The organism is Sulfuritalea sp. (assembly GCF_031426875.1).
Lineage (GTDB): Bacteria > Pseudomonadota > Gammaproteobacteria > Burkholderiales > Rhodocyclaceae > Sulfuritalea.
Genome location: NZ_JASJPC010000003.1, coordinates 33,623 through 53,976 on the forward strand (window position 1 = coordinate 33,623; position 20,354 = coordinate 53,976).

Annotated in this window: 17 protein-coding genes; 16 read left to right on the plus strand and 1 reads right to left on the minus strand. The window is 62.8% G+C overall.

What is annotated here, in order from left to right:
- The first annotated feature begins 36 nt into the window (after nucleotides 1–36).
- From RMO95_RS01130 to RMO95_RS01190, 12 genes are all read left to right on the plus strand, one after another.
- The gene (locus tag RMO95_RS01130; RefSeq protein WP_310448744.1) at nucleotides 37–1,158 is read left to right on the plus strand and encodes a 6-bladed beta-propeller; all 1,122 of its coding nucleotides are present in this window, start codon (nucleotides 37–39) and stop codon (nucleotides 1,156–1,158) included.
- Between the two features lie 298 nt (nucleotides 1,159–1,456).
- Nucleotides 1,457–2,275 carry a cytochrome c3 family protein gene (locus tag RMO95_RS01135; RefSeq protein ID WP_310448745.1) on the plus strand — a complete coding sequence of 273 codons (819 nt, stop codon included), beginning with the start codon at nucleotides 1,457–1,459 and terminating at the stop codon, nucleotides 2,273–2,275.
- Nucleotides 2,276–2,483: 208 nt separating this feature from the next.
- Nucleotides 2,484–3,551 (plus strand): peptidylprolyl isomerase, encoded by a 1,068-nt coding sequence (locus tag RMO95_RS01140; protein WP_310448746.1) that lies wholly within the window; start codon nucleotides 2,484–2,486, stop codon nucleotides 3,549–3,551.
- A gap of 214 nt (nucleotides 3,552–3,765) precedes the next feature.
- Entirely contained in the window at nucleotides 3,766–5,949 is a 2,184-nt protein-coding gene (locus RMO95_RS01145; protein WP_310448747.1) for a hypothetical protein, read from the plus strand.
- A gap of 50 nt (nucleotides 5,950–5,999) precedes the next feature.
- Nucleotides 6,000–6,410: a c(7)-type cytochrome triheme domain-containing protein gene (locus RMO95_RS01150; RefSeq protein ID WP_310448748.1), complete on the plus strand. Its 411-nt coding sequence runs from the start codon at nucleotides 6,000–6,002 to the stop codon at nucleotides 6,408–6,410.
- A gap of 46 nt (nucleotides 6,411–6,456) precedes the next feature.
- On the plus strand, nucleotides 6,457–7,425 hold the full coding sequence (locus RMO95_RS01160) for a c(7)-type cytochrome triheme domain-containing protein (RefSeq protein ID WP_409574917.1): 969 nt from the start codon (nucleotides 6,457–6,459) through the stop codon (nucleotides 7,423–7,425).
- Between the two features lie 25 nt (nucleotides 7,426–7,450).
- On the plus strand, nucleotides 7,451–8,335 hold the full coding sequence (locus RMO95_RS01165) for a hypothetical protein (protein ID WP_310448749.1): 885 nt from the start codon (nucleotides 7,451–7,453) through the stop codon (nucleotides 8,333–8,335).
- 49 nt (nucleotides 8,336–8,384) lie between these two features.
- Nucleotides 8,385–8,900, plus strand: a complete 516-nt coding sequence (locus RMO95_RS01170; RefSeq protein ID WP_310448750.1) for a c(7)-type cytochrome triheme domain-containing protein — start codon at nucleotides 8,385–8,387, stop codon at nucleotides 8,898–8,900.
- Nucleotides 8,897–9,283 carry a c(7)-type cytochrome triheme domain-containing protein gene (locus RMO95_RS01175; RefSeq protein WP_310448751.1) on the plus strand — a complete coding sequence of 129 codons (387 nt, stop codon included), beginning with the start codon at nucleotides 8,897–8,899 and terminating at the stop codon, nucleotides 9,281–9,283. Before RMO95_RS01170 ends, RMO95_RS01175 begins: the two co-directional genes overlap by 4 nt.
- On the plus strand, nucleotides 9,255–10,223 hold the full coding sequence (locus RMO95_RS01180; RefSeq protein WP_310448752.1) for a hypothetical protein: 969 nt from the start codon (nucleotides 9,255–9,257) through the stop codon (nucleotides 10,221–10,223). Before RMO95_RS01175 ends, RMO95_RS01180 begins: the two co-directional genes overlap by 29 nt.
- A 35-nt stretch (nucleotides 10,224–10,258) precedes the next feature.
- Nucleotides 10,259–11,311 carry a 6-bladed beta-propeller gene (locus RMO95_RS01185; RefSeq protein ID WP_310448753.1) on the plus strand — a complete coding sequence of 351 codons (1,053 nt, stop codon included), beginning with the start codon at nucleotides 10,259–10,261 and terminating at the stop codon, nucleotides 11,309–11,311.
- On the plus strand, nucleotides 11,304–14,042 hold the full coding sequence (locus RMO95_RS01190; RefSeq protein WP_310448754.1) for a cytochrome c3 family protein: 2,739 nt from the start codon (nucleotides 11,304–11,306) through the stop codon (nucleotides 14,040–14,042). The genes RMO95_RS01185 and RMO95_RS01190 overlap by 8 nt, the downstream gene beginning before the upstream one ends.
- Before the next feature lie 12 nt (nucleotides 14,043–14,054).
- Here RMO95_RS01190 and RMO95_RS01195 read toward each other — a convergent pair whose 3' ends face one another.
- Nucleotides 14,055–15,290, minus strand: coding sequence for a glycosyltransferase family 87 protein (locus RMO95_RS01195; RefSeq protein WP_310448755.1), 1,236 nt, complete (start codon nucleotides 15,288–15,290; stop codon nucleotides 14,055–14,057).
- Between the two features lie 138 nt (nucleotides 15,291–15,428).
- Between RMO95_RS01195 and RMO95_RS01200 the strand changes: the two genes are divergently transcribed.
- The 4 genes from RMO95_RS01200 to RMO95_RS01215 are packed head-to-tail and all read left to right on the plus strand — an operon-like array spanning nucleotide 15,429 to nucleotide 20,347.
- Nucleotides 15,429–16,664: a glycosyltransferase family 9 protein gene (locus RMO95_RS01200; protein WP_310448756.1), complete on the plus strand. Its 1,236-nt coding sequence runs from the start codon at nucleotides 15,429–15,431 to the stop codon at nucleotides 16,662–16,664.
- Nucleotides 16,661–17,887: a DegT/DnrJ/EryC1/StrS family aminotransferase gene (locus RMO95_RS01205; RefSeq protein ID WP_310448757.1), complete on the plus strand. Its 1,227-nt coding sequence runs from the start codon at nucleotides 16,661–16,663 to the stop codon at nucleotides 17,885–17,887. Before RMO95_RS01200 ends, RMO95_RS01205 begins: the two co-directional genes overlap by 4 nt.
- Nucleotides 17,884–19,329: a radical SAM protein gene (locus RMO95_RS01210; RefSeq protein WP_310448758.1), complete on the plus strand. Its 1,446-nt coding sequence runs from the start codon at nucleotides 17,884–17,886 to the stop codon at nucleotides 19,327–19,329. Before RMO95_RS01205 ends, RMO95_RS01210 begins: the two co-directional genes overlap by 4 nt.
- Complete coding sequence (locus RMO95_RS01215) at nucleotides 19,319–20,347, plus strand: cytochrome c biogenesis protein ResB (protein WP_310448759.1); 1,029 nt, start codon at nucleotides 19,319–19,321, stop codon at nucleotides 20,345–20,347. The genes RMO95_RS01210 and RMO95_RS01215 overlap by 11 nt, the downstream gene beginning before the upstream one ends.
- Nucleotides 20,348–20,354: the final 7 nt, after the last annotated feature.

Below are 20,354 nucleotides of genomic sequence, written 5' to 3' on the forward strand. Positions count from 1 at the left end.
CGGCTTGAACGTATAAATAACCATCGGAGCAAATCAATGAAATCATCCTTTTCTCGGCTCGGCGGCTCGATTCTCATGCTGGCCACGCTGAGTTCGCTCTCGGGCTGCGTGGCGATCGATAAGCGCGACATGAGTCAGGTGGGCCGGGCTGCGAAGGAACTGGTATTTCCACTACCGCCGGATGAACCCAGGTTTGTTTTTGAGCGAACCATACGCGGCAGTGCCGATGTCACCCCGGAAACCGACGAAGGTGCATTGAGGCGCGCGTTGACCGGAGTGGCAAGCGTCGAAAACCAGCCTTTGGTGAAACCCTATGCGGTAGCGGTATATCGGGGCAAGGTCTTGGTGACCGACTCGGCCGCCCGAATGGTTCGCGTGTTCGATGTTCCCGGCCAAAGGCACTACCAGATCGGTGACGCCGATGTGGAAAACACAGTATTAAAACCGCTTGGCGTCGACGTGGACCGGAGTGGCATCGTATATGTCGCCGATGCGACCCGAAACCAGATCATGGTATTCGATATCGAAGGAAAATTCCTACGCAGAATTGGAGATCCGAAGATGTTCAAACGGCTGTCCAGCGTGACCGTGAGCCCCGACGGCAGCCGCATCTATGTGGTCGATATCGGCGGCGTGGATTCCGATCAGCATCGGGTCAGGATCTTCGATACGCGAAATGGGCAACATCTTTTCGACATCGGCAAGCGCGGGTCCAATCCGGGCGAATTCAATCTGCCGCGCGATGTGGCGATCGGCAAGGACGGGCGGATTTATGTTGTCGATGGCGGTAATTTCCGCGTACAGATATTTGACAAGGACGGCAAGTTCATCAAGACTTTCGGCCAGGCCGGGAAGCAACTCGGTGATTTCGCACGGCCCAAGGAAGTTGCGGTCGATTCCATCGGCAACGTGTATGTCGCCGATTCCGCCTTCGGCAACTTCCAGGTGTTCAACGCCGATGGAGAATTGCTGATGTTTGTCGGCGACCGCTCCGAAAAGGATGTTCCCGCCGGCTACATGCTGCCTTCAGGAATAACGGTCGACGAGAATGATCGCGTTTACTTCGTCGATCAATGGTTCTCCCGCGTCGACGTGTTCCGGCCCTATGCCATGAAACCCACCGATGGCTTTCTTGGAAGCGCAAAGAAAGCCAAGTGAACTCCGCCAACACATAATTTCCGAGTGCGCCACTTGGTTTCTTGTTCTCGGGAATATTTTTCTCGATTCTGGTGTAGTAGCCGGCGACGAACAGATTGTGGACACGCATTACAGGCACCGCCAGTTTGCCGAGGCCGTCTATCGGTGTGACTATTGTCACGACGACGAGCCCGTTTTGCGATTATTGGCCGAGCAATACTACTTCCGCCCTAGATGCTGACTGCTGGCACATAAAGTGCTTGATAGTGGGCGTAGAGTCGAATCAATGGTCTTGGTTCTCAAATTTAGGAGGATGGTCATGGACAAGCGTTTGAGTGGTTTCTTGGGCAGATATCTGCTCGGTTTGGGGGGGGCGTTGTTGCTGTCGGCGATGTCCATGGGAGTTCAAGCGCAGATCAGCGGTTCCAAGCATGACCTCACGTCTACCGGTGGTGCGGGTAACAAGGTCTCCGGTACGGGTGCCAACGGATCGCCGGAAATCTGCGTGTTCTGTCATACGCCGCACGCGTCGAACAGCAATGTCAATGCGCCCCTGTGGAACAAGGCAGTGAGCAGTTCCGTGCTGACGACTTACAGTCAGACCAATTCCTCGACCATGGATGGTTCGGTGACGACAGGCGGCGTGTCCCTGGCCTGCCTTTCCTGCCATGACGGTTCGCAGTCGATGGACGTCCTGATCAACATTCCGGGTAGCGGCGGCCTTTCGGCTGGCGTTCGGGCCTACAGCGCCGTGGGTTACACATGGAGCGCCACGGCCGACGCCAAGATCGTTCAGACTTCGGTCGCCAACCTGGGTGTGGACCTGACCAACGACCACCCGATCCAGGTGCCTTATTGCGGTGGCGGCATGACTCTCGCCGGTGGCGTAGGTGTTCTGACCGCCTGTGCCGACGCGGACTTCAAAGCACCGATAACCATGTCCGCCAATACGATTGCCTACTTCGACGGCAATTCGAACACCAAGCGGGACAAGGCCGACATCCAGTTGTATTCGCGGAACAGCGACTATTTCGTCGAATGCGGCAGCTGCCATGACCCGCACAATACGTCGAACGGCACATTCCTGAGAAAGTCGAACGCTGCCAGCGCGGTCTGCCTCACCTGTCACAACAAGTAATCAGCGACGAAACATCGGCCATCACAGCGGTACGGATTGTCAGGTAGCGATGGCCGGCTGACATACCGCCCTGGCTTCACCAAGTAACACAAGGCCCCGCGAGTTCGTGGGGCTTTTTTTTCGCTGCATGGTGCATGAAACCCATACGCTTTAAGATTGTCTACTTGCGGCTTGGAATTCAAGCGCGCCTACCAGGAGGAAACTATTGATGAAACGGCTTTCCGGTCCAACGCTTGCCGGATTCGGCGCGCTCATGATGTTTGCCTTTTCCTCGCCGGTACTTGGGCAGGCGACGGGACAGGCTTCTTCTGCAACCGCACCGGGAACGGTAGCTTCCGCAGCCGGTGCGTCTGCTCCTGCACCGGCCATCGAGCAGGGACTTTTCGCCCGGGTGAATTCCCGGCGCGTGACCCAAGGGGAGTTTCACGCCGCCTTCGGCGCTTATCTGCGAACGAAGTACTATCATGGCCGCGTGCCCGACGAAGACTTGCTGAAGGCGCGGGAAGTAGTCACCGATCATATTATCAATAGCATACTGCTGAGCGAGGAATCCACGCGACGCGGCATCCAGCCCAATCGCGAAGAAGTCGATCGGCGGGTAAACGCCTTCGAGCAACAGAATGCCCGGTCGCCAGAGTGGCAGCGGGACCGGGAACGCGTTCTGCCGCAATTGCGCAGCGAACTCGAGGAGCAGGTACGGGTCGCCCAGCTCGAAACCCAGGTCCGCGATGCCGTCAGCATGGCGCCGGAAGAGGTGCGGGCTTTCTATCTGGCGAAGCCCGAATTGTTTACCGAACCGGAGCGCCTGCGGGTTCATGCGATTCTGCTCGGAGTGGATCCCTCGTCGTCGGTTTCAGTCTGGAACGCGGCGATCGCCGAGGCGGAGGCCACAGTACGCAGGATTCGCGGTGGAGCGAACTTTGTGGATATCGCCCGCATGGTCTCCTCTGATCCCAGTTCCGCGCAAGGCGGCGACATGGGCTACGTACACATGGGAATGCTGCCCGAAGCAGTCCAGGCGGTTTTGGGAACCTACAAGAACGGTGAAGTCGGTGAGCCTGTCAGGGTTCTGGAGGGGATAGGAATATTTCGGGTCGATGAGCGAACACCGGCGACCCTGCGCGACTATGAGCAAGTCAAGGCGCGCGCGCAACAACTGGCAATGCGCGAAAAGCGGGATCAGGTCTGGAAGGACTTCGTCGCCTCGTTGCGCAAGAATGCGGACGTGGTCATTGCGGAAGGGCGTCCGGCGGCATTAAAGGCGCCAAATCAATAGACTGAGGAGGGCTTGCACCAAGCGCTCACTCAGCACGCAATGGCAACGGTTTGGCACAGTGAGGAAATCTAAGCGGGGCTGTGATCGCAGCCATTCCGATCGCCTGCTGCTGAGCTTGATCGGGGGCGCATTCTGCACCAGCGCGGCGTGGTCTCAGAGCAGTTCCGGCAGTGGTCGCCAGGAAGCAGCCCTGGTGGTGCCACGAGGGGCGGACATGAGGGCTGCGATCCGTTCCGGCGATCAGTTTTCGCTGCAGTTATCCCTGCTGCTAACACCGCCCGTCCGCAGCAAAACTCCGCCACGGAAGCGTGTCGCCGCCGGCGCGCGGCCCGAGCCGAGCCTTCGCCTGACCTTGTCGCAGAACCTGAGCTTGTCGCGCGCCATGCCGGGCAGCGTGACGGTCGTGGCCGGAGCTCCCGCAGCGGGTGGGCAGGGAACTGCCAGAGTTGGACGGGATCCGCAGCCGCGCGGGACGACGACAGACGGACCGGACGCGCCGGAACAACCCATACCCTTCGATCCACGTCCGGCATCGGCATCGGCACCGCGGCGCCCCACCGCTGGATCCGCTACGCCTGCCGGCGTGCAGAATGCTCCAGGCGACAGCCTTCCCGATATTGGCGAAACCCGATGGGGCATGGCGCCGATTCGCTGGGCAGGAAATACGGTGTCGAGTCTGAATTCGACGCAGGGGCAGGGTACGAATTTTCTCAACGATATAAATACCGTCGCGCTCCAGGCCAGCAGTTTTGTCGTCGCCCCCTATGTTGCGCAATGGAACGGATCGTTCAACTACAACCTGGGCAAGTCGACCTACTCGTCGACCGCCGGACAGAACGTCAAAGGAGTCAGCAGCGGGCTCAGTTATTCGCTCGGCGCCGATGTGCTGCCGCTCAGCCGTTATCCGCTCAGCGTCAATTTCACGCAGGGGAGTTCAGAAACCAGGGCCTTCGACGTGGGGCAGGAGACCCGCTTCAACAATATTTCGGTGCGTCAGCAGTACCGCCCCGAGGAAGGCCGTGAGCGCTATGGCGCATCGTTTAACCGCAACAGCTTTAGTACCGCGACCGGTACCAGTTCCACTACATCGCTGCTCGGGGATTTCTCGACCGGGGCGGAATTCGACTTCGATCATCTGCTGGAAGGCAGGCATGCGCTCAATGCCAATTTCGGGCTGACTTCGTCGGCTGCAGATCTGTCGGCCGAAAACTACCGTCGGCTGACCGGCAAGGTGAGCCATGGCTGGTGGGTGCATGAGGATCTGAGCATCAACAGCGCGCTGGAGTACACGCGGAACCAGACGACGTCAGCTCAAGGAAATGTATCCATCGAAAATGCGGCAAACCTGCTTCTGGGCACCACCAGTTTTACCTGGAGGCCGTACGAAGACCAGCCATTGACGTTGACCGGCGGTGGCAACCTTATTCACACGCAGGTAACCAGCAACGGCGCCAAGAGCAGTCTGTTGAACGTCGTCGGCAATGTCACCGGAACCTACCGTTTCAACAACAACCTCTCGGCTTCCGGGGGGGCGTCTGCGGGAATACTCGGTACATCGGAGGGGCCGCGCGCCTTCATCAACTCGCAATCGGCGGCTGTCTCCTACACCGGAAATCCCTTGCAACTGATGGGATTCAACTACGGCTGGGGCGTCGGCGGCGGCGCATCGAGGACGGCATCCAGCGCCGGTCAGAATTTCGTCGGTACCAGCGTCAGCGCCAACCACAGCCTTGGGCGTAACTTTATTTTCGGCGAGAGTCAGGCAGTCAATTTCTCCGCGAATCAGGGCCTTTCGCGATCCACCAGCGAACAGGGTCCGACGGTCACCATGAGCAATTCCGCGGCCGCTTCGTGGAGTTCGACGCTGAGCGCGGCGTTGCGCGGAAACCTGAGCGTGACGGTTTCCGATTCGATATCGAACGCCTCGACCGGCAACCATCATTTTCAGAGCGCCAACCTGACGGGCGGCGGCGCCTATCAGTTTACGCGACATGCCAGCCTGACCGCCAATGCGGGGCTGAACTGGAGCCGCTCCATTGCCAGTGTTTCCAACGTTGAAACCATTAATGGCGTGACCTTCGACAACTCGGCGCCGACGACGATGGGCACTTTCACCATCGGTTATACGCACCGCAATCTGTTTTCTTTCCCCCTGTTGAACTACACGGGCAATCTGATGTATGTGAACAGTTTCTCGAACCAGCGTCTGCAAGGCTCGCTTGCCGAGGCTCTGAACAGTCAGCAGAGCGTGTCCATGCAGCATCTGCTGGACTACCGGCTCGGAAAACTGGCCTTTAGCCTGAGACTGACGACTATCGATCAAGCTGGCAGGAAATCTGCTTCCATATTCGGCGCGGTCAGTCGGGATTTCGACGGAATCTTCAATGGCCGCTGGTAGAATTCAGACCGCAACATTTAAGCAAAAACATGCTTTTAGAGGAAGGTAATATGATCGGAAGATCCCCTTGGCAACGCTGGTTCGCAATCCTGCTCGCATTTGCCGCGATAGTCGCATTCGACACCGACGACGCGCGCGCAGAGTATGGGGATGTTGTAATAAATAATTACTCCGATGCCGCCGGCATGCGCCCGGCAATATTTCCCCACTGGTTTCATCGCGTCCGGTTCCGCTGCAAGGTGTGCCACGCAGATCTCGGCTTCAAGTTCAAGGCGGGAGGCAACGAGATCAACATGGTGAAGATCATCGACGGCCAGTTTTGCGGCGCCTGTCACAACGGCGAACTCGCCTGGTCGGTGGAGAACTGCAATCTGTGTCATTCGGCAAAGCCGGGTACACCGACGCAAGTGCACGAAAGCACGATCCAGAAACTGGCCCCTGCGGCACTACAGAAGAAATAAGGGACGGGCGATCATGAAAATTGAACGAGTTATTCTTCCCGTCCTGATGTCGGTATTTTTTGGAGGGGCGGCCTTCGCCGATGCCGGCAAGGATTTGTACAACAAGACGTGTGCGGTTTGCCATGCGGCTGGAATCGCCGGAGCGCCGCGATTTGGCAATGCGGCCGACTGGCAGCCCCGTCTGGCAGGCGGAACCGCTCGCTTGTATGCCAGCGCCCTGAAGGGTACGGCAAAGGGCATGCCGGCCAAGGGCGGCAACCTGACCGCATCGGATGGCGACGTCAAGGCAGCCGTGGATTTCATGCTGGCGTCGGTAAAGAAGACCGCGTCGGCGAGTCCGGCAAAGCCGGCTGCTGCACCCGCCGCTGCCCCGGTAGCGGCTGCTCCCAAGGCCGCGGCTGCACCTGCCGCGATGGCTGCTGCACCTGTTGCCGCGGCGGTCGCGCCAGTCGCAAAAATAGATGCGACGGCAAATACCTCGGGAGCATCGGCCGCCGATATCAACTCCTTCAACCGGCTCCTGAAGCCGATCGGCAAACGCAACCCGCCGCCCGCCGAGGACGGCATCCATGATCCGGCCAACGACGGTACTCTCGTCTTGATGGCCCCGTTGGCGGCATATGGCCCCCTGCCGAAAAGCCTGGCCGGCAATCGCGTCAACTGGGTAAAGGCGATCGATGAGAAAAAGATCAACCCGCGCTGGGACCGCCAGGATGCCAATGCCGCCCCCGTCGTCATCGATCTCAACATCGTGCGCGAAGTAAAAGGCTCGATGCCCGACGTGGTGTATCCGCACAAACAGCACACGGAATGGCTTGACTGCTCGAATTGCCATCCGGCGATCTTCGTGCCGCAGAAAGGCGCCAACGCGATCAGCATGGCGGCAATTCTCCTCGGCGAGAAATGTGGTGTCTGTCACGGCAAGGTGGCCTTCCCGGTTTCGGAGTGCCGTCTTTGCCATTCGAAGAAGAAAGAATTCCGTCCCGCCCAGGCAACTGCGCCGGCGACGAAGTGAACGAGGGATTACGATGAACAAGCCGATGGTCCTGCTGATTTCCCTGCTTGCCTGCGGGGGTGTGCTGGCTCAAACTCCGCCGCCGGCCAATGCGCCGGAAAGTGCCGCATCGCGTCTGGCCGGCAACAAGATCGACAAGGTGCAACTGACGTCCAATCTGGATTCGGTAGGCAAACTGCTGGAAAGCTCGTCTGCTGCGCGCCAGATCGATTCCAGCAAAGCGCCTGAGGCAATGCAGCGGCGCGATCGCGCGCGCGAACTGCATGGTGCCGCCAAGGCGGCGCTCGAACAGGGCAATCTGGAAAAGGCGTCCGCACTGCTGGCTGAATCGCGTTCCATCTTCTTCGATGCCGTGCGCTTTGCTGCGCCAGAAGAAGTTAGCGCAAAGAAACTCGAGAACGATTACCTGCTGCGTCTGGAAAGTGTGCAAGCCTTGCTGGGCGCCTACAAGCGGGTGTCCGACGAGAAGTCTGCCAAGGGCGTGAGCGAAACCGTCGCGCAGATCGAGAAGTCGATGGCCGCCGCGGCAGTGCTGGCGCACGAGCGCAAGTTCAAGGAGGCGCGTGTCGAGATCGATCGCGGCTATCTGGTCGCCAAGGCCGGGCTGACCAGCCTGCGTAGCGGCGATACGCTGGTACGCTCACTGAACTTCGCGACCAAGGAAGAAGAATATCACTATGAAATCGATCGGAACAATACGCATCAGATGCTGATCAAAGTTCTCGTCGATGACAAAAAAGCGAGCGGCGAAATGGTCCAGGCCTATCTTTCGAAGGGCCAGGCACTGCGCATCAAGTCAGACGAGGCGGCGTCGCGCAAAGCCTATGATGAGGCAGTCAAACTGCTGGAGGAATCTACCGCGGAGTTGGTGCGCGCTATTCGCAATGCGGGTATCTATATTCCCGGGTAAGCCGGCACAGCGGCGGCTTATCGCCGTTTTGGCGGTTGTAGCGAGTGCGGTGGCATGGGGTGACGAATGGGCTTCCCTGCGCAAGGATGGTGTTCACGATCCGCGCGGTCCCGCCGTAAAGATTCTGCAGGAGCCCGAAGTTGCGCTGTCCAAGCTGACGCCGGACACCGCCGGGAATATGGTGCGGTGGGTTCAATCCCTGGAAAAGGGCGAAATCAACCCCCGCGCCAATCTTCGGCCGGATACCAAGATTCGACTTTACGAATCGGATGTGCTGCTGAATCTAAAAGGCGGCATGCCGATCGTGCGCTTCCCGCATCGCCAGCATACGCTTTGGCTGGATTGCACGAATTGCCATGATCATCTGTTCAAGGCCGAGGCAGGGGCCACCAAGTTCTCGATGTTGAAAATTCTCGAGGGCGAACAGTGTGGCGTTTGCCATGGCGCTGTATCCTTTCCCCTGACGGAATGCTTCCGTTGTCACAGCGTGGCCAGGCCTGGCGACGGGAAACCCCGGCCCTCGCTGCCGATCGCGATTCCTGCCGGTGCGGTACCGCCCAAGTGAGCGGTACCGTGAAATTTTGGTGTCTTGTGTTGCTGGTCCCGGGCTTGCTCGCGATAGCGCCGCCGGCCAGTGCCGAATATGGAGATGTCGTGCTGAATCGTCGGGCCGAAAAGGAAGGTGTGCGGCCGGTGATTTTCCCTCACTGGTTTCACCGCATCCGTTTCCGATGCAAGGTGTGTCACGCCGAGCTTGGATTCAAGATGCGCGTCGGCAGCAATGATTTCAAGATGTCGGATATTGTCGAGGGACGTTTTTGCGGCGCATGTCACAACGGCGAGATTGCCTGGGCGCCCGACCAGTGCGATCTCTGTCACTCCGGCAAGCGCGGCTTGCCGACCGGAATTGTTGGCGGTCATGAAACCGGCGGCCCTGGACGCTGGTAGCCGCCGCGAGGCGCTGCGTCGTGCCGTCGCGCTGGCCTGCGGCCTGGCGATAGTTGGTTGTGGCGGGACGCCGAGCCGATCGGCTGCTGCTGCCAGCAATGCCGCCGGCAACGACGCCTGGCTCGAACCTTTGTTCGGAGTTACCGGTGGCCGCCTCACCGACAAGATCGATCCCAGTGGCATGCCCCTGCCGGGCGGCAATGAACGCCATGTCCCGTTCCTGTTTCCGGTGGCCGTGGTGGCCAGCCTGGGGGCGCTTTTCATCGCCGATGCCGGCCATGGCCGATTGTTTCGCTATCAGCACGCCGGTGGCATGATGGCCGCAGTGCCGGGAGTGCGGATCAATACTTCCAGCCGGCTGCGTGCCGGCGCCGGCGGCGAGGTGTATGTCCTCGATGGGGTTCTGGGCGTGATTCAGCGCTACTCGATGCTGGGTCAGCTGCAGTCTCCATTGCAGCCGCGCTTGCCCGCCAGCCACTACCTGGATTTCGATGTCGACCCACTGAGTGGACGGGTATTCGCCGTGGATTCGCTGACCCGGTATCTGGATCAGGTTGAACCCGTGGGGCGCCTGGCGATCGCGCATCTGCAACTCGATGCCGCGGGACCGGTGGCTCTCGACGGCGCCAGGCTGCTGACGGCGGATGCGCAGTGTCAGTGCGTGAATGAATGGCGCGACCGGCGTCTGGTGCGCAAGCTTGCCCTCGGACAGATTCGTCAACCCAAAGCCCTCGTGGCGGATAGCGGCGAGATCTACGTGCTTGACGGGTTCGACCGCAGCATTTCGCGGGTTTTCGAAGGCGGATTGGAAAAGCTGCTGCCGCAGCAGCTCAATCTAATCTCTCCGGAGCAGATTTCGGTATATGGTGGCATGATGTATGTAGCCGACGGCGCCAGCCGGACAGCTGCAGTTTTTCGCATACGACGGCGCCGGCGCTGATGCATCTGCAATCCCTACTCCTCACGATATTTCTGGTGGGCGCCTTGTCCGGTTGCGCTGGTGCGCCCAGCAAAGCCATTTTTGCGCTGGATGTCGACAGGATCCAGACCACGCGCCTGATGTTTCCGTCGGAAAGCGATGGCGTGGTGCCGCGCTATGTTTATCTCGGCCACCTCTACGGCGACCGCAATTTTTCAAAACCCGAATCCGAAGGCGGCGGTCTGCTCGACGCGATCGGGCGGGTTCTCGAATTCATCAAGGGCGAAGCGCCGCCCCGGGAACTCTACCGGCCGCAATCCGGCGTGGTCGATGAAGCGGGGCGGGTCCTGGTCACGGATCGCGGAACGCCCTCGGTTTTCGTCTTCAACGAAATGGAAGGCACGCTGAAACTTTGGCAGCAGGCTGAGGGATCGCGCAATTTCATCAGTCCGATAGCGATCGCCCTGGGCCCCGACGGCACAGTGTTTGTCACCGACAGCGAACTGGGGCTGGTGGCGCGTTTGGACAGAGAGGGCAATGCGCTGGAAGCCATCGGCAAGGGCCATTTGACCCGTCCGACGGGCGTCGCTTACGACCCGACGACGCGGCGGATTTACGTGGTGGATACCGCCGACCATCAGGTCAAGCTGTTCGACCTGCAGGGCAAACTTCTGGACGTGTGGGGAGAGCGCGGTGAAGGGCCTGGAGAATTCAACTACCCGACCTACATCGCGGTCGGCCACCAGAAGCTATACGTTGCGGATACGATCAACGCGCGAATCCAGACCCTGTCGGCCGAAACCGGCAAGCATCTTGCTACGGTTGGGAAGCTGGGTATGTTCGTGGGCAACATGGTGAGGCCCAAGGGCGTGGCGGCGGATAGCGAAGGCAATATTTATGTCGTCGAGTCCTTTTACGATCACTTGCTGATTTATAACCCGAAAGGTGAATTCCTGATGTCGATCGGCGGTGTCGGCAGCGATCCGGGCAAGTTTCATCTCCCTGCGGGAGTCTGGACCGATGCGCATAATCGTGTCTATGTGGCCGACACCCTGAACAGCCGCGTGTCGGTGTTCCAGTTTCTCGGCGGAGGAGCGGAGAGTGAATAGCTTCCTGCGGCCGCTGATCCTGCTGGCGGCTTGCGGCATCCTGGCGGTGCCGGCGGCCCATGCGGCGCGCCAGTCCGATGTGCGCAACACCAAGCACAACCTGTCCTCCAGCGGCGCCATCGGCAACACGAAATCATCGAGCGAAACCCAGGTCTGTGTCTTTTGCCACACGCCGCATGGCGCCAACGCCTCGGCGGTTGCCCCGCTATGGAATCGCAAGATAGGCGGCACCGCCGACACGGCGGCGACATATACCGCCACCTATACGCCCTACAACAGCGAATCGCTGGATGCCCGGATGGCGTCGATTCAGGCCGGCTGGAGCGGTCAGCCTCTGGGCAGTTCCAAGCTGTGCCTTTCGTGTCATGACGGCACCATTGCGCTGGGCAATGTCATCAACGCTCCAGGCTCGGGATTCGGCAGCGCAATCGAAGTCGGCGGCAGCACGTCGACCACCATGCCGGCGGGTACTGAGGGCTATACGCGCAATCTTGGACAGAACCTGGCCAACGACCATCCGATTTCAATCACCTACAGCACGGCATTGACCAACCAGGACGGTGAGTTGCGTCCCCTGGCATCGATGCCGCTGATCAATGGCACCCATCCCCTGGTGGGCACGCGCGGCGGCGGCCAGGGCAGCGGCCTCGGCAGCAGCACCTCGGGGACCGGGCTGTACGGGTCCACATCGACGCGCCCGGTGCTGCCGCTGGAGACAACCTCGGGCACCGGCGGCGGCACCGGCCAGATGCAATGCACCACCTGCCACGATCCGCACATCCGCGAGACCACGCTCACCACCGATGCGGCCGACGCGGCCGACATCACCAAGGAGCGCAACATCAAGTTCCTGCGTCGCAGCCGCTTCCAGATGGCGCAGCCCAGCGAATCCTACAGCGATGCAAATGACATCGTGTGCCTGTCCTGCCATCAGAAGGGCAACGACGGGACTGCGGCCAATTCCTTCAGTTGGGCCTATTCCTCGCACGCCAACTCGAACATCGCGACGCAGGCCTATACCTCCGGGGCGGCCGACACCAGGCAATTCCCCCAGGGCATGCCGGTGTGGAAGGTCGCCTGCCTGAATTGCCACGACACCCACACCGTCAGCGGCGCGCGCCGCCTGACCCGCCAGGGAGCAACCAGCGGTGTTTCCAAGCTCGAAGAGACCTGCTATCAGTGCCATCGGCTCCTCGCCAACTCGATACTCGGCAATGTCGATTCCGTGCCGGACATCTACACCGATTTTCAGTCGACTTACAAGATGCCGCTCACCAATGCTTCCGAGATACATGACATCGGCGGCAACAACACCACCGACTGCCCCGGCGGGATAGCCAAGTGCGGCGCGGACATGGTCGAGCGCCAGACCCTGCTGGCCAACCGCCATGCGGAATGCACCGACTGCCACAACCCGCATCGCGTGGTGCGGCTGCATCGCCTCGACGGCAAGGTCAGCACCACGGGCACATTCACCGCGGGGATCAATCCGGCGGTGCAGCAGGACGACAAGGAAGGCACGCATTTCCACAAGGACATCAGCGGCTACACGCACAGCAACGTGGCTTCGGGCGTCCTGCGCGGCGCCTGGGGCGTCGAGCCGCTCTATACCTACACCGACGCGAGCAAGTTCAATACGGCAATCCCCCAGAGCTACTACACCGCGCGCCGCGGCGACCCCGGCAGCGACAGCCTGTCGGCGACCGACGTGACCACCTATCCGGACACCAAGGCTTACGTCACCCGCGAGTACCAAGTCTGTCTCAAATGCCACTCCTCCTATGCCTACGGCGCCAGCCCGCCGACGGCCGGCACCTCGATCGGAACCAACGGTCTGGCCCAGTACACCGACCAGGCACGCGAGTTTCATGGGCCGACCGGGCACGACACCGAGTCGAATACCAATACCTGCCCCGGATCCGGTTGCATAGAACTTGGCGACGAGGCAGGGGCCGGCACCGGCTATGACCGGCACAACCATCGCTCCTGGCATCCGGTGATGAAGCCGACCGGGCGTACCGCGACATTGCGCGCGCTGACCGCCACCAGCGCCTTCCGCTTGCCGTGGAGCAATGCCGTGGGCAGCCAGACCATGTATTGTTCCGACTGTCACGGATCGAATGTCACTTCGACGACCTCCGTCGTGCCGGACGGGACTCTCGCCGGTACCGGCACCTCGACGGGCACGGGAAGTCCCTGGGGTCCCCATGGTTCGGCCAAACCCTTCATCCTCAAGGGGGACTGGACCCAGGAAAGCTCTTCCAGCAACGGGCCTCTCTGCACCAAGTGCCACAATCCGACCAGTTCATCCGGATTCTGCTGCGGTTCGGGCGACGGCAACCTGCATAGTTTTCACATCACGAGAGGGACCTCACCGCTGGAGTGCACCTGGTGCCACGTCGCCGTGCCCCACGGCTGGAAGAACAAGGCCTTGCTGGTCAATCTGAACGACGTCGGCGAGGAAGCGGGCTTTGCCGCGGGCAGCAGCTTTGAAATCGCGATCGGCGGTAATAGCAATAATTACACGCAGGGTCCCTACTACCTGCAAGCCAAGCTCAAGATAAGAAGCTTTGCCCGCGCCGGGCAATGGGATGAAGGCAATTGCGGGACATCGAGCACGGCCAAGACGACGGCGAACGGCCTGCTTAAACCCAACAGCCAGGGCAGCACCACGAATACCACGGGTAGCGGCAAGACCTGGATGACCAATATGTGTACCAACCCGCCGTGAGCGGCGGCGCGGTCAAGCGCCGACTCGACGCCTGGCCTCGAACTGTCGTGAGAGGGCCAGGCACAGCAGTGCGAAGTTCAGCGCAACGCCGACCATGGGGCCTGTCGCGCCGAATTCGCGTAAGCCGATGAGGCCGGCGCAGCACCCTGCCAGCAGCAGCACTTCCCACTTTCGATAACCGCGATCGCGCATGTCGGCCCACAGCCATGCGATCGCCGGCACCAGCAGCATCAGGTCGTAAAGATAGACCATGGGCACGGCCAGCAGGGTCGCCAAGCATAGAATCGCCGCATCGAGCCCGGGCAAGGGCGTGCGCTCGGGTTGCGACCACCAGGCCCAGCCGACCGCCACCAGCGCTACAGCGGCGGCCAGTATCTGCCCGCGCCAGGCCCAGTCGAGATCGAGCCCGGCCTGGTGCAAGGCGCCGAGCACCGAGGGCATCACGCTCCAGTTGTAGGCGCCCTGCTCGAAGCCGCGCAAGTTGGACGACAGCGTGCCGATGAAGCCGAACCAGGAGTCGGCACCGAACAGCAGACCTGCCGCGACGGCGCTTACGATCACGGTAATTGCCGCTGTCCAGAATGCTTTCCAGTGCGCGCCGCAGATCAATGCAATCGGAATCAACAGGCCGAAATGCGGCTTGACGCTGGCCAGCCCGATGCAGATTCCCGCCAGTATGGGGCGGGGCTGCAGCCAGACCAGGCCGAGGCCGATCAGTCCGGCGGTCAGAAAGCCGGTCTGGCCGTACATGATGTTGTAGAACACCGGCGGTGCGCCCAGCGCGATCAGCCAGAAGCTCTGGTCTTTGAGTATCGTCCGCATCGCCAGCAGGTAGGGAATCGCGGTGACGAGCAGCCAGGCAAACCAGGCGAGCAGGTAGGGCAGGTAGGCCAGCGGAATCGCCGCCGGAATGAAGGTCGGCGGGTACATCCAGGGGTGAAAGCCTATTGCCCTGGCTTGTTTTTCGCTAAGCTTGCCGTCGTAGGCGGCCTGAGCCGCGAGCAGGCTGGCCTGATACATTTCCCGCGGGCGGTAAAGGTCAACGGCGGCTTGTTGGCGCACCAGCATCGAGGCCGCGTAAAGCGAGGTGAAATCCGTCAGCAGCGGGGATTCTCCTTCTGCGGCGGCTTGTCGGCCATCACGATGAATCACGGCAACGGTAATCAGGTAGCCCATGAAAATAGCCAGACCCAGCAGCAGCATCCAGCGTCGAGAGGGCGTGCGCGAAATTTTCCGGAGATTTTCCATGACGCCGGATGCTACCTCAGGGCATCGCGCAGCGGCATTTCGCCGCTCGCGGCATGGGCTTCAAGAGTTGGCGCTGGCGCCACGGCGATGGCTGCCGGTGACTGACGATTGCGGCGACATGAGGCGCGAGACAGGGCGATGAGCACCGACACCATGCGCTGGCTGGACCGCTGGCTCGGCGTTCCGCTGTGCTTTCTGCTGTCGCTGGGCGCGCGCTGGCGCAATCGGCGGGCATCGGCCGCCAGCGCGCGGCCGCGGCGGGTGTTGTGCATCCAGCTCGCCGAAATGGGCAGCCTGGTGCTGGCCGCTCCCGCCGTGCATTGGCTGCAGGCGCGCGGCGTGCAGCCCTGGTTCGTCAGCTTTGCGCGCAACGGCGACTGCCTGGCGGTGGCGGGCCTGGCGCCCGCCGACCGGGTGTTCCTCTGGCGTACGCAGAATCCGTGGATTTTCGCCGCTGACTTTCTGCGTTTCCTGCGCTGGGCCTGGACTCTGCGCTTCGATGCGGCGATCGACTTCGAGCCCTGTTCGCGTTTTTCGGCACTGCTCGGCTGGCTCGCCGGCGCTCGCCTGCGTGCCGGCTACACGCAGGCGGGCGCCTATCGCGGCCGCCTGCACAGCCTGCCCGTGCCGTATCGCAACGACCGGCACATGAGCGAAAACTGCCTTGCGCTGGCGGCGGCGCTGCTTCCCAACGAAATGCCGCCGCAGCCGGCGCAGGCCGAACAGGCATGGCGCGCGCGGCTGCCCGCGGTGTCCGCGGCGACCGCTGCGGCGGGCGGCGAGCGGGTGGGCGCCTTGCTGGCGAAATGTTTTCCGGGCGGTGCCGGCGGCCTGCTGCTGCTCAATCCCAATGCCGGCGATCTGCTGCCGCAACGACGCTGGCCGCTGCAGCGCTACATCGAGCTGGCGTGCCGACTGCTGGAGCGATATCCGCAGCTGTGCATCGGCATCATCGGGGCGCCGGCCGAAGCCGCGACGGTGCAGGCGATGGCGACGGCGGTGGCTTCGCCGCGCTGCGCCAGCCTGGCCGGTGCGCTGTCGATCGTCGAACTGCCGGCCTTGTTTGCGCAAACCCGCCTGCTGGTGAGCAACGATTCCGGCCCGGCCCATGTCGCGTCGCTGACGCAGACGCCGAGCCTGGTCCTGTTCGGTCCCGAGACGCCGTTGCTGTATCGGCCGCTGGGTCAGGCGCGCGCGCTGTATGCCGGCCTGCCGTGCTCGCCCTGCATCCGCCTCGCCAACCAGCGCCGCAGCAGCTGCGAGAACAATCTGTGCATGCAGGCGATCAGCGTCGAGAGCGTGCTGGCCGAAGTCGGGATCGTGCTGGACGCCGCAGGCGAGCGCGATCGCCGTGTCGCCAGCGCCAACTCTTGAGCATTCACGGCCATGTATTCGGCATGATTCCGCGGCGGCGCATCGACATCGGCCGGGCCGACATCGGCGACCTGCTGGGCGGCATCGGCGACAGCCCGGACGCAGCGGCGGCGCAGGTGCGCGCATTCGAGCACCAGGCCTCCGCGATGCTCGGCGGGCTATGGGTGCGCGCCACGGCCAGCGGACGCGATGCGCTCGACCTGATCCTCGACGGCCTCGGCATCGGCGTCGGCGACGAACTGGTGGTTCCCGCCTACACCCTCGGTGAATTGATCGTCAGGCTGCAGGGCCGAGGCCTGCGTCCGGTGGCCGCCGATGTCGACGTGGACACGTTTGCGGTCACGCCGCAGAGCGTGGCGCGCGCCATCACCGCGCGCACCCGCGCCGTGGTGGCCCTGCACGTATTCGGCGCACCCTGCGACATCCGCGGCATTGCCGCGGTGGCGGCACAGCATGGCTTGCCGCTGATCGAGGACTGTGCCCATGCCTTCGGTGCCCGCATCGACGGCCGACCGGCCGGAAGCTTCGGCAGTGCGGCGCTGTTCAGCCTCGAAGTGGCCAAGCCGGTGGCGGCCTTCGGCGGCGGACTGCTGGCGACGGCGAGCAGCGAACTGCAGGCCGCGGCAGCGGCGCATCTCGACCGGCGCCGTTACAACGCCTGGCCCGCCGCGCGCAAGGCGCTGATCAAGTGTCTTGAAGAATTTGCGGTGCGCAGTCCGGCCTACGGGCTGGCTGCGCGCATGATGTTTCGCGAGCAAGAGGCCGGCGGCTTTGAGCAGTTCTACCGCGGCCTGCATGACCGGGTGCGGCCGGCCGACGTCGCCTTCAGCGGCTTTCAGGCGCGCCGCGGGCTGCGGCGGCTCGCCGGGCTGGCGCAGCGCAATCGGCATTTGAACCTGCTGTGGGGCGAACTGGCGGCCGGTCTGCCGCCGGAATTCGCTGCACAGGCGCGGGCGCGTTGCGGCGAGCCGGCGGCCTACAACTTCGTTGCGCGCTACTCGGGCGACCTGCCGCGGCTGCGTCGGCGTGCGCAGGCGCTGGGCCTCGATCTGGCGATTCACGGCGAGGTGCTCGACGACGTTGCGCCGATGCTGGGCCAGACCGATTGCCCCGGCGCTGCGCAGGTGTTTGCCGAGGCCGTGGCGATCCCGCTGCATCTCGGCATCGATGCGGCGCGACTGCGGCGCATGGGCGAGATTCTTGCCGCGGTGAGCCGGCCATGAACGGCGTCGTCCTCTTGCGCGTGGATCGTGTCGAGGGCAGCGGCGGGCACCCGCGCCATTTGCATCCCGCGCTCGACTTGAAGATTCTCGAAGCCGGGCTCAAGGCCGCACACGGGATGGCGGCGACGCTGGTCGATGGCTGGCTGCTGCCGGGGGGGCCGCAGGCCTGGGTGGCCGGTGCGCTGGCGGCGCGGCCCCGCATCGCGGTGATCAAGGCCGAGACCTGGTGCCTGCCGGAAGCCATCGAGTGCGCGCTCAGTCTGCGTCATGCCGGCGTGCTGACCATCGCCATCGGCCAGCAGGTCTCGCATGTCATGCGCGCGCCGGCCTTGCGCTGGCGCGAAGCCTTCGACCTGGCGCTGGCCGGCGATGCCGAAGAGGAACTTCTGGCCCTGCTGCCGCGTCTGCTGGACGATGATAATTTTTCGCGGCAGGGGTACTGGCGGCAGTTCGAGCAGGGCCACCACTTCGCGGCGGCCGCCCCGGAGTGCTTGCCGCGCCCGGTATTTTCGGCTGCCGAAATGACGGCCTTCGCCTTTCCCTTTCCGCTGCCGGGCAAGCCGTTGCGCCGCTGGGCCTATGTCCTCAGCGCCAGCGGCTGCCCGCATCGCTGCCGCCATTGCTCGACCGTAGTGCGCAAGAGTTCGGGCGACCGGCTGCGCACGCGCGATCCGGCGCAGGTGGCCGACGAGATCGCGGCGCAGCTCGCGGCCGGCGCCGAGGCGATCGCCTTCGAGGACGATACGTTTTTCGTCGACCGGCGCCATTTCCTCGCGATCTGCGACGAACTGGTCCGGCGCAATATTGCGGCACCCTGGATCGCCAATGCGCGCCCGGACGAACTGGACGAGGAGCGCGTCGCCGCCGCCGCTGCCGCCGGAGCCCGCCTGTTGAAGCTCGGCATCGAGACCGTGACGCCGCGGCTGCTGGAATCGATGGGCAAGGCCCGGCACGGCGCCGCGTGGAAACTGCAGACGGAACAGGGGCTCGCGCGCCTGAAGCGGCAAGGCATCGGGTCGGTCGGTCTGTTTTTGGTCGGTTTGCCGACCCAGACCGCGGACGAGGTCGAGGCCACGCTGCGCTGGGCGCAGGAACTGGCGCCGGACTACGTCCAGGTGCAGATTTTCCGCAGCTATCCGGATATACCGTGGTGGCAGGATTTGCCGGCGCCGCTGCGGGATGCCGGGGGAGCCTATCACTATGGTCCGAGCCTCAACACCGCTGCCGCGATTGCGGCCGATGCGCTGCCCGGGCTGCAGCGCGATTTCTATCGGCGCTATTACCTGCGCGCCGGTTTCGTGCTTCCACATGCGCGTCGCTGCTGGCGTCATTACTGCCACCCGGCAGGCATCGCGGCAGCGCTGGGGCGGCTGCGCTACATGGCGCGGCGCGATGCCTCCGCGCCGCAGGCGGCCGAGGGAGTGCAAGCCTTTGTCGACTGAGCGCGAAGCCCCGCTGGCGGCCGGCGACCTGGCGGCGGAAAACCTGCCGCCCAAGTCGCGCCTGCTTGCGCTGCTGGCCTCGCTGCGCCTGACCCTGTTCAGCCTGCTGCTGTTGCTGGCGGCCGTCGTCTATATCTACGACCACGAGGGCGAGGCGGACGCGACCCTGCCGCTGGTCCTGCCCTTGTCCCTGCTGTCGATCAATCTCCTCGCCGCGGTGCTGAGCAACCGGACCTTCCGCCGGCAACTGCCCCTGCTGGTGTTTCATCTGGCCTTGCTGGCGATCATCGTCCTGGTCGCCATCGGTCGGCTTACCTATCTGCGGGCCACCACCGAAGTCGTTACGGGCGGCGAGCACCTGTCCCTGGAGCGCGTCGAGGCCGGTCCCTGGCACTCGGGCGCCAGGGACGCACTGCATTTCGAGAGCCTCGGTTTCACGATTCAGTACAAGCCGGGCCTGCAGCGCGACGCGACCGTGAACCAGGTGCGATGGCGCGACGAGGCGGGAATCCCACACACTGAGGAAATCGGCGACCAGGTACCGCTGGTGATCCGCGGCTACCGCTTCTATACATCGTCGAACAAGGGCTTTGCCGCCTTGTTCCGCTGGGAGCCGCAGCAAGGCGAAAGCCAATTGGGCTCGGTCATTTTTCCCAGTTACCCGGTCAACAAGGATGACCAGTCAACCACCTGGCGCCTGGGAACGGAGGAGCTTCGCGTCAGGCTCAACATACCCGGGCAGTTGATCGATCCGGCAGCCGCCAGCGGCTTTCGCCTGCCGGACCGGCACGATGTCAGCATCGAATTTCCGTGGCGGGTGGCGATCCTGAAACCCGGCGAATCGGTCCTGGTTCCTGCGGGCCGCCTGGTCTATGTCGGCTTGACCACCTGGATGGGTTACAACGTGTTCTACGACTGGACCATGCCCTGGCTGCTCGCGGCCTGCGCCCTGGCGGTGCTGGCGCTGGCCTGGCATTTCTGGCGCAAGTTCGCGCTCAAGCCCTGGCAGGCCGGATAGCCGCGGG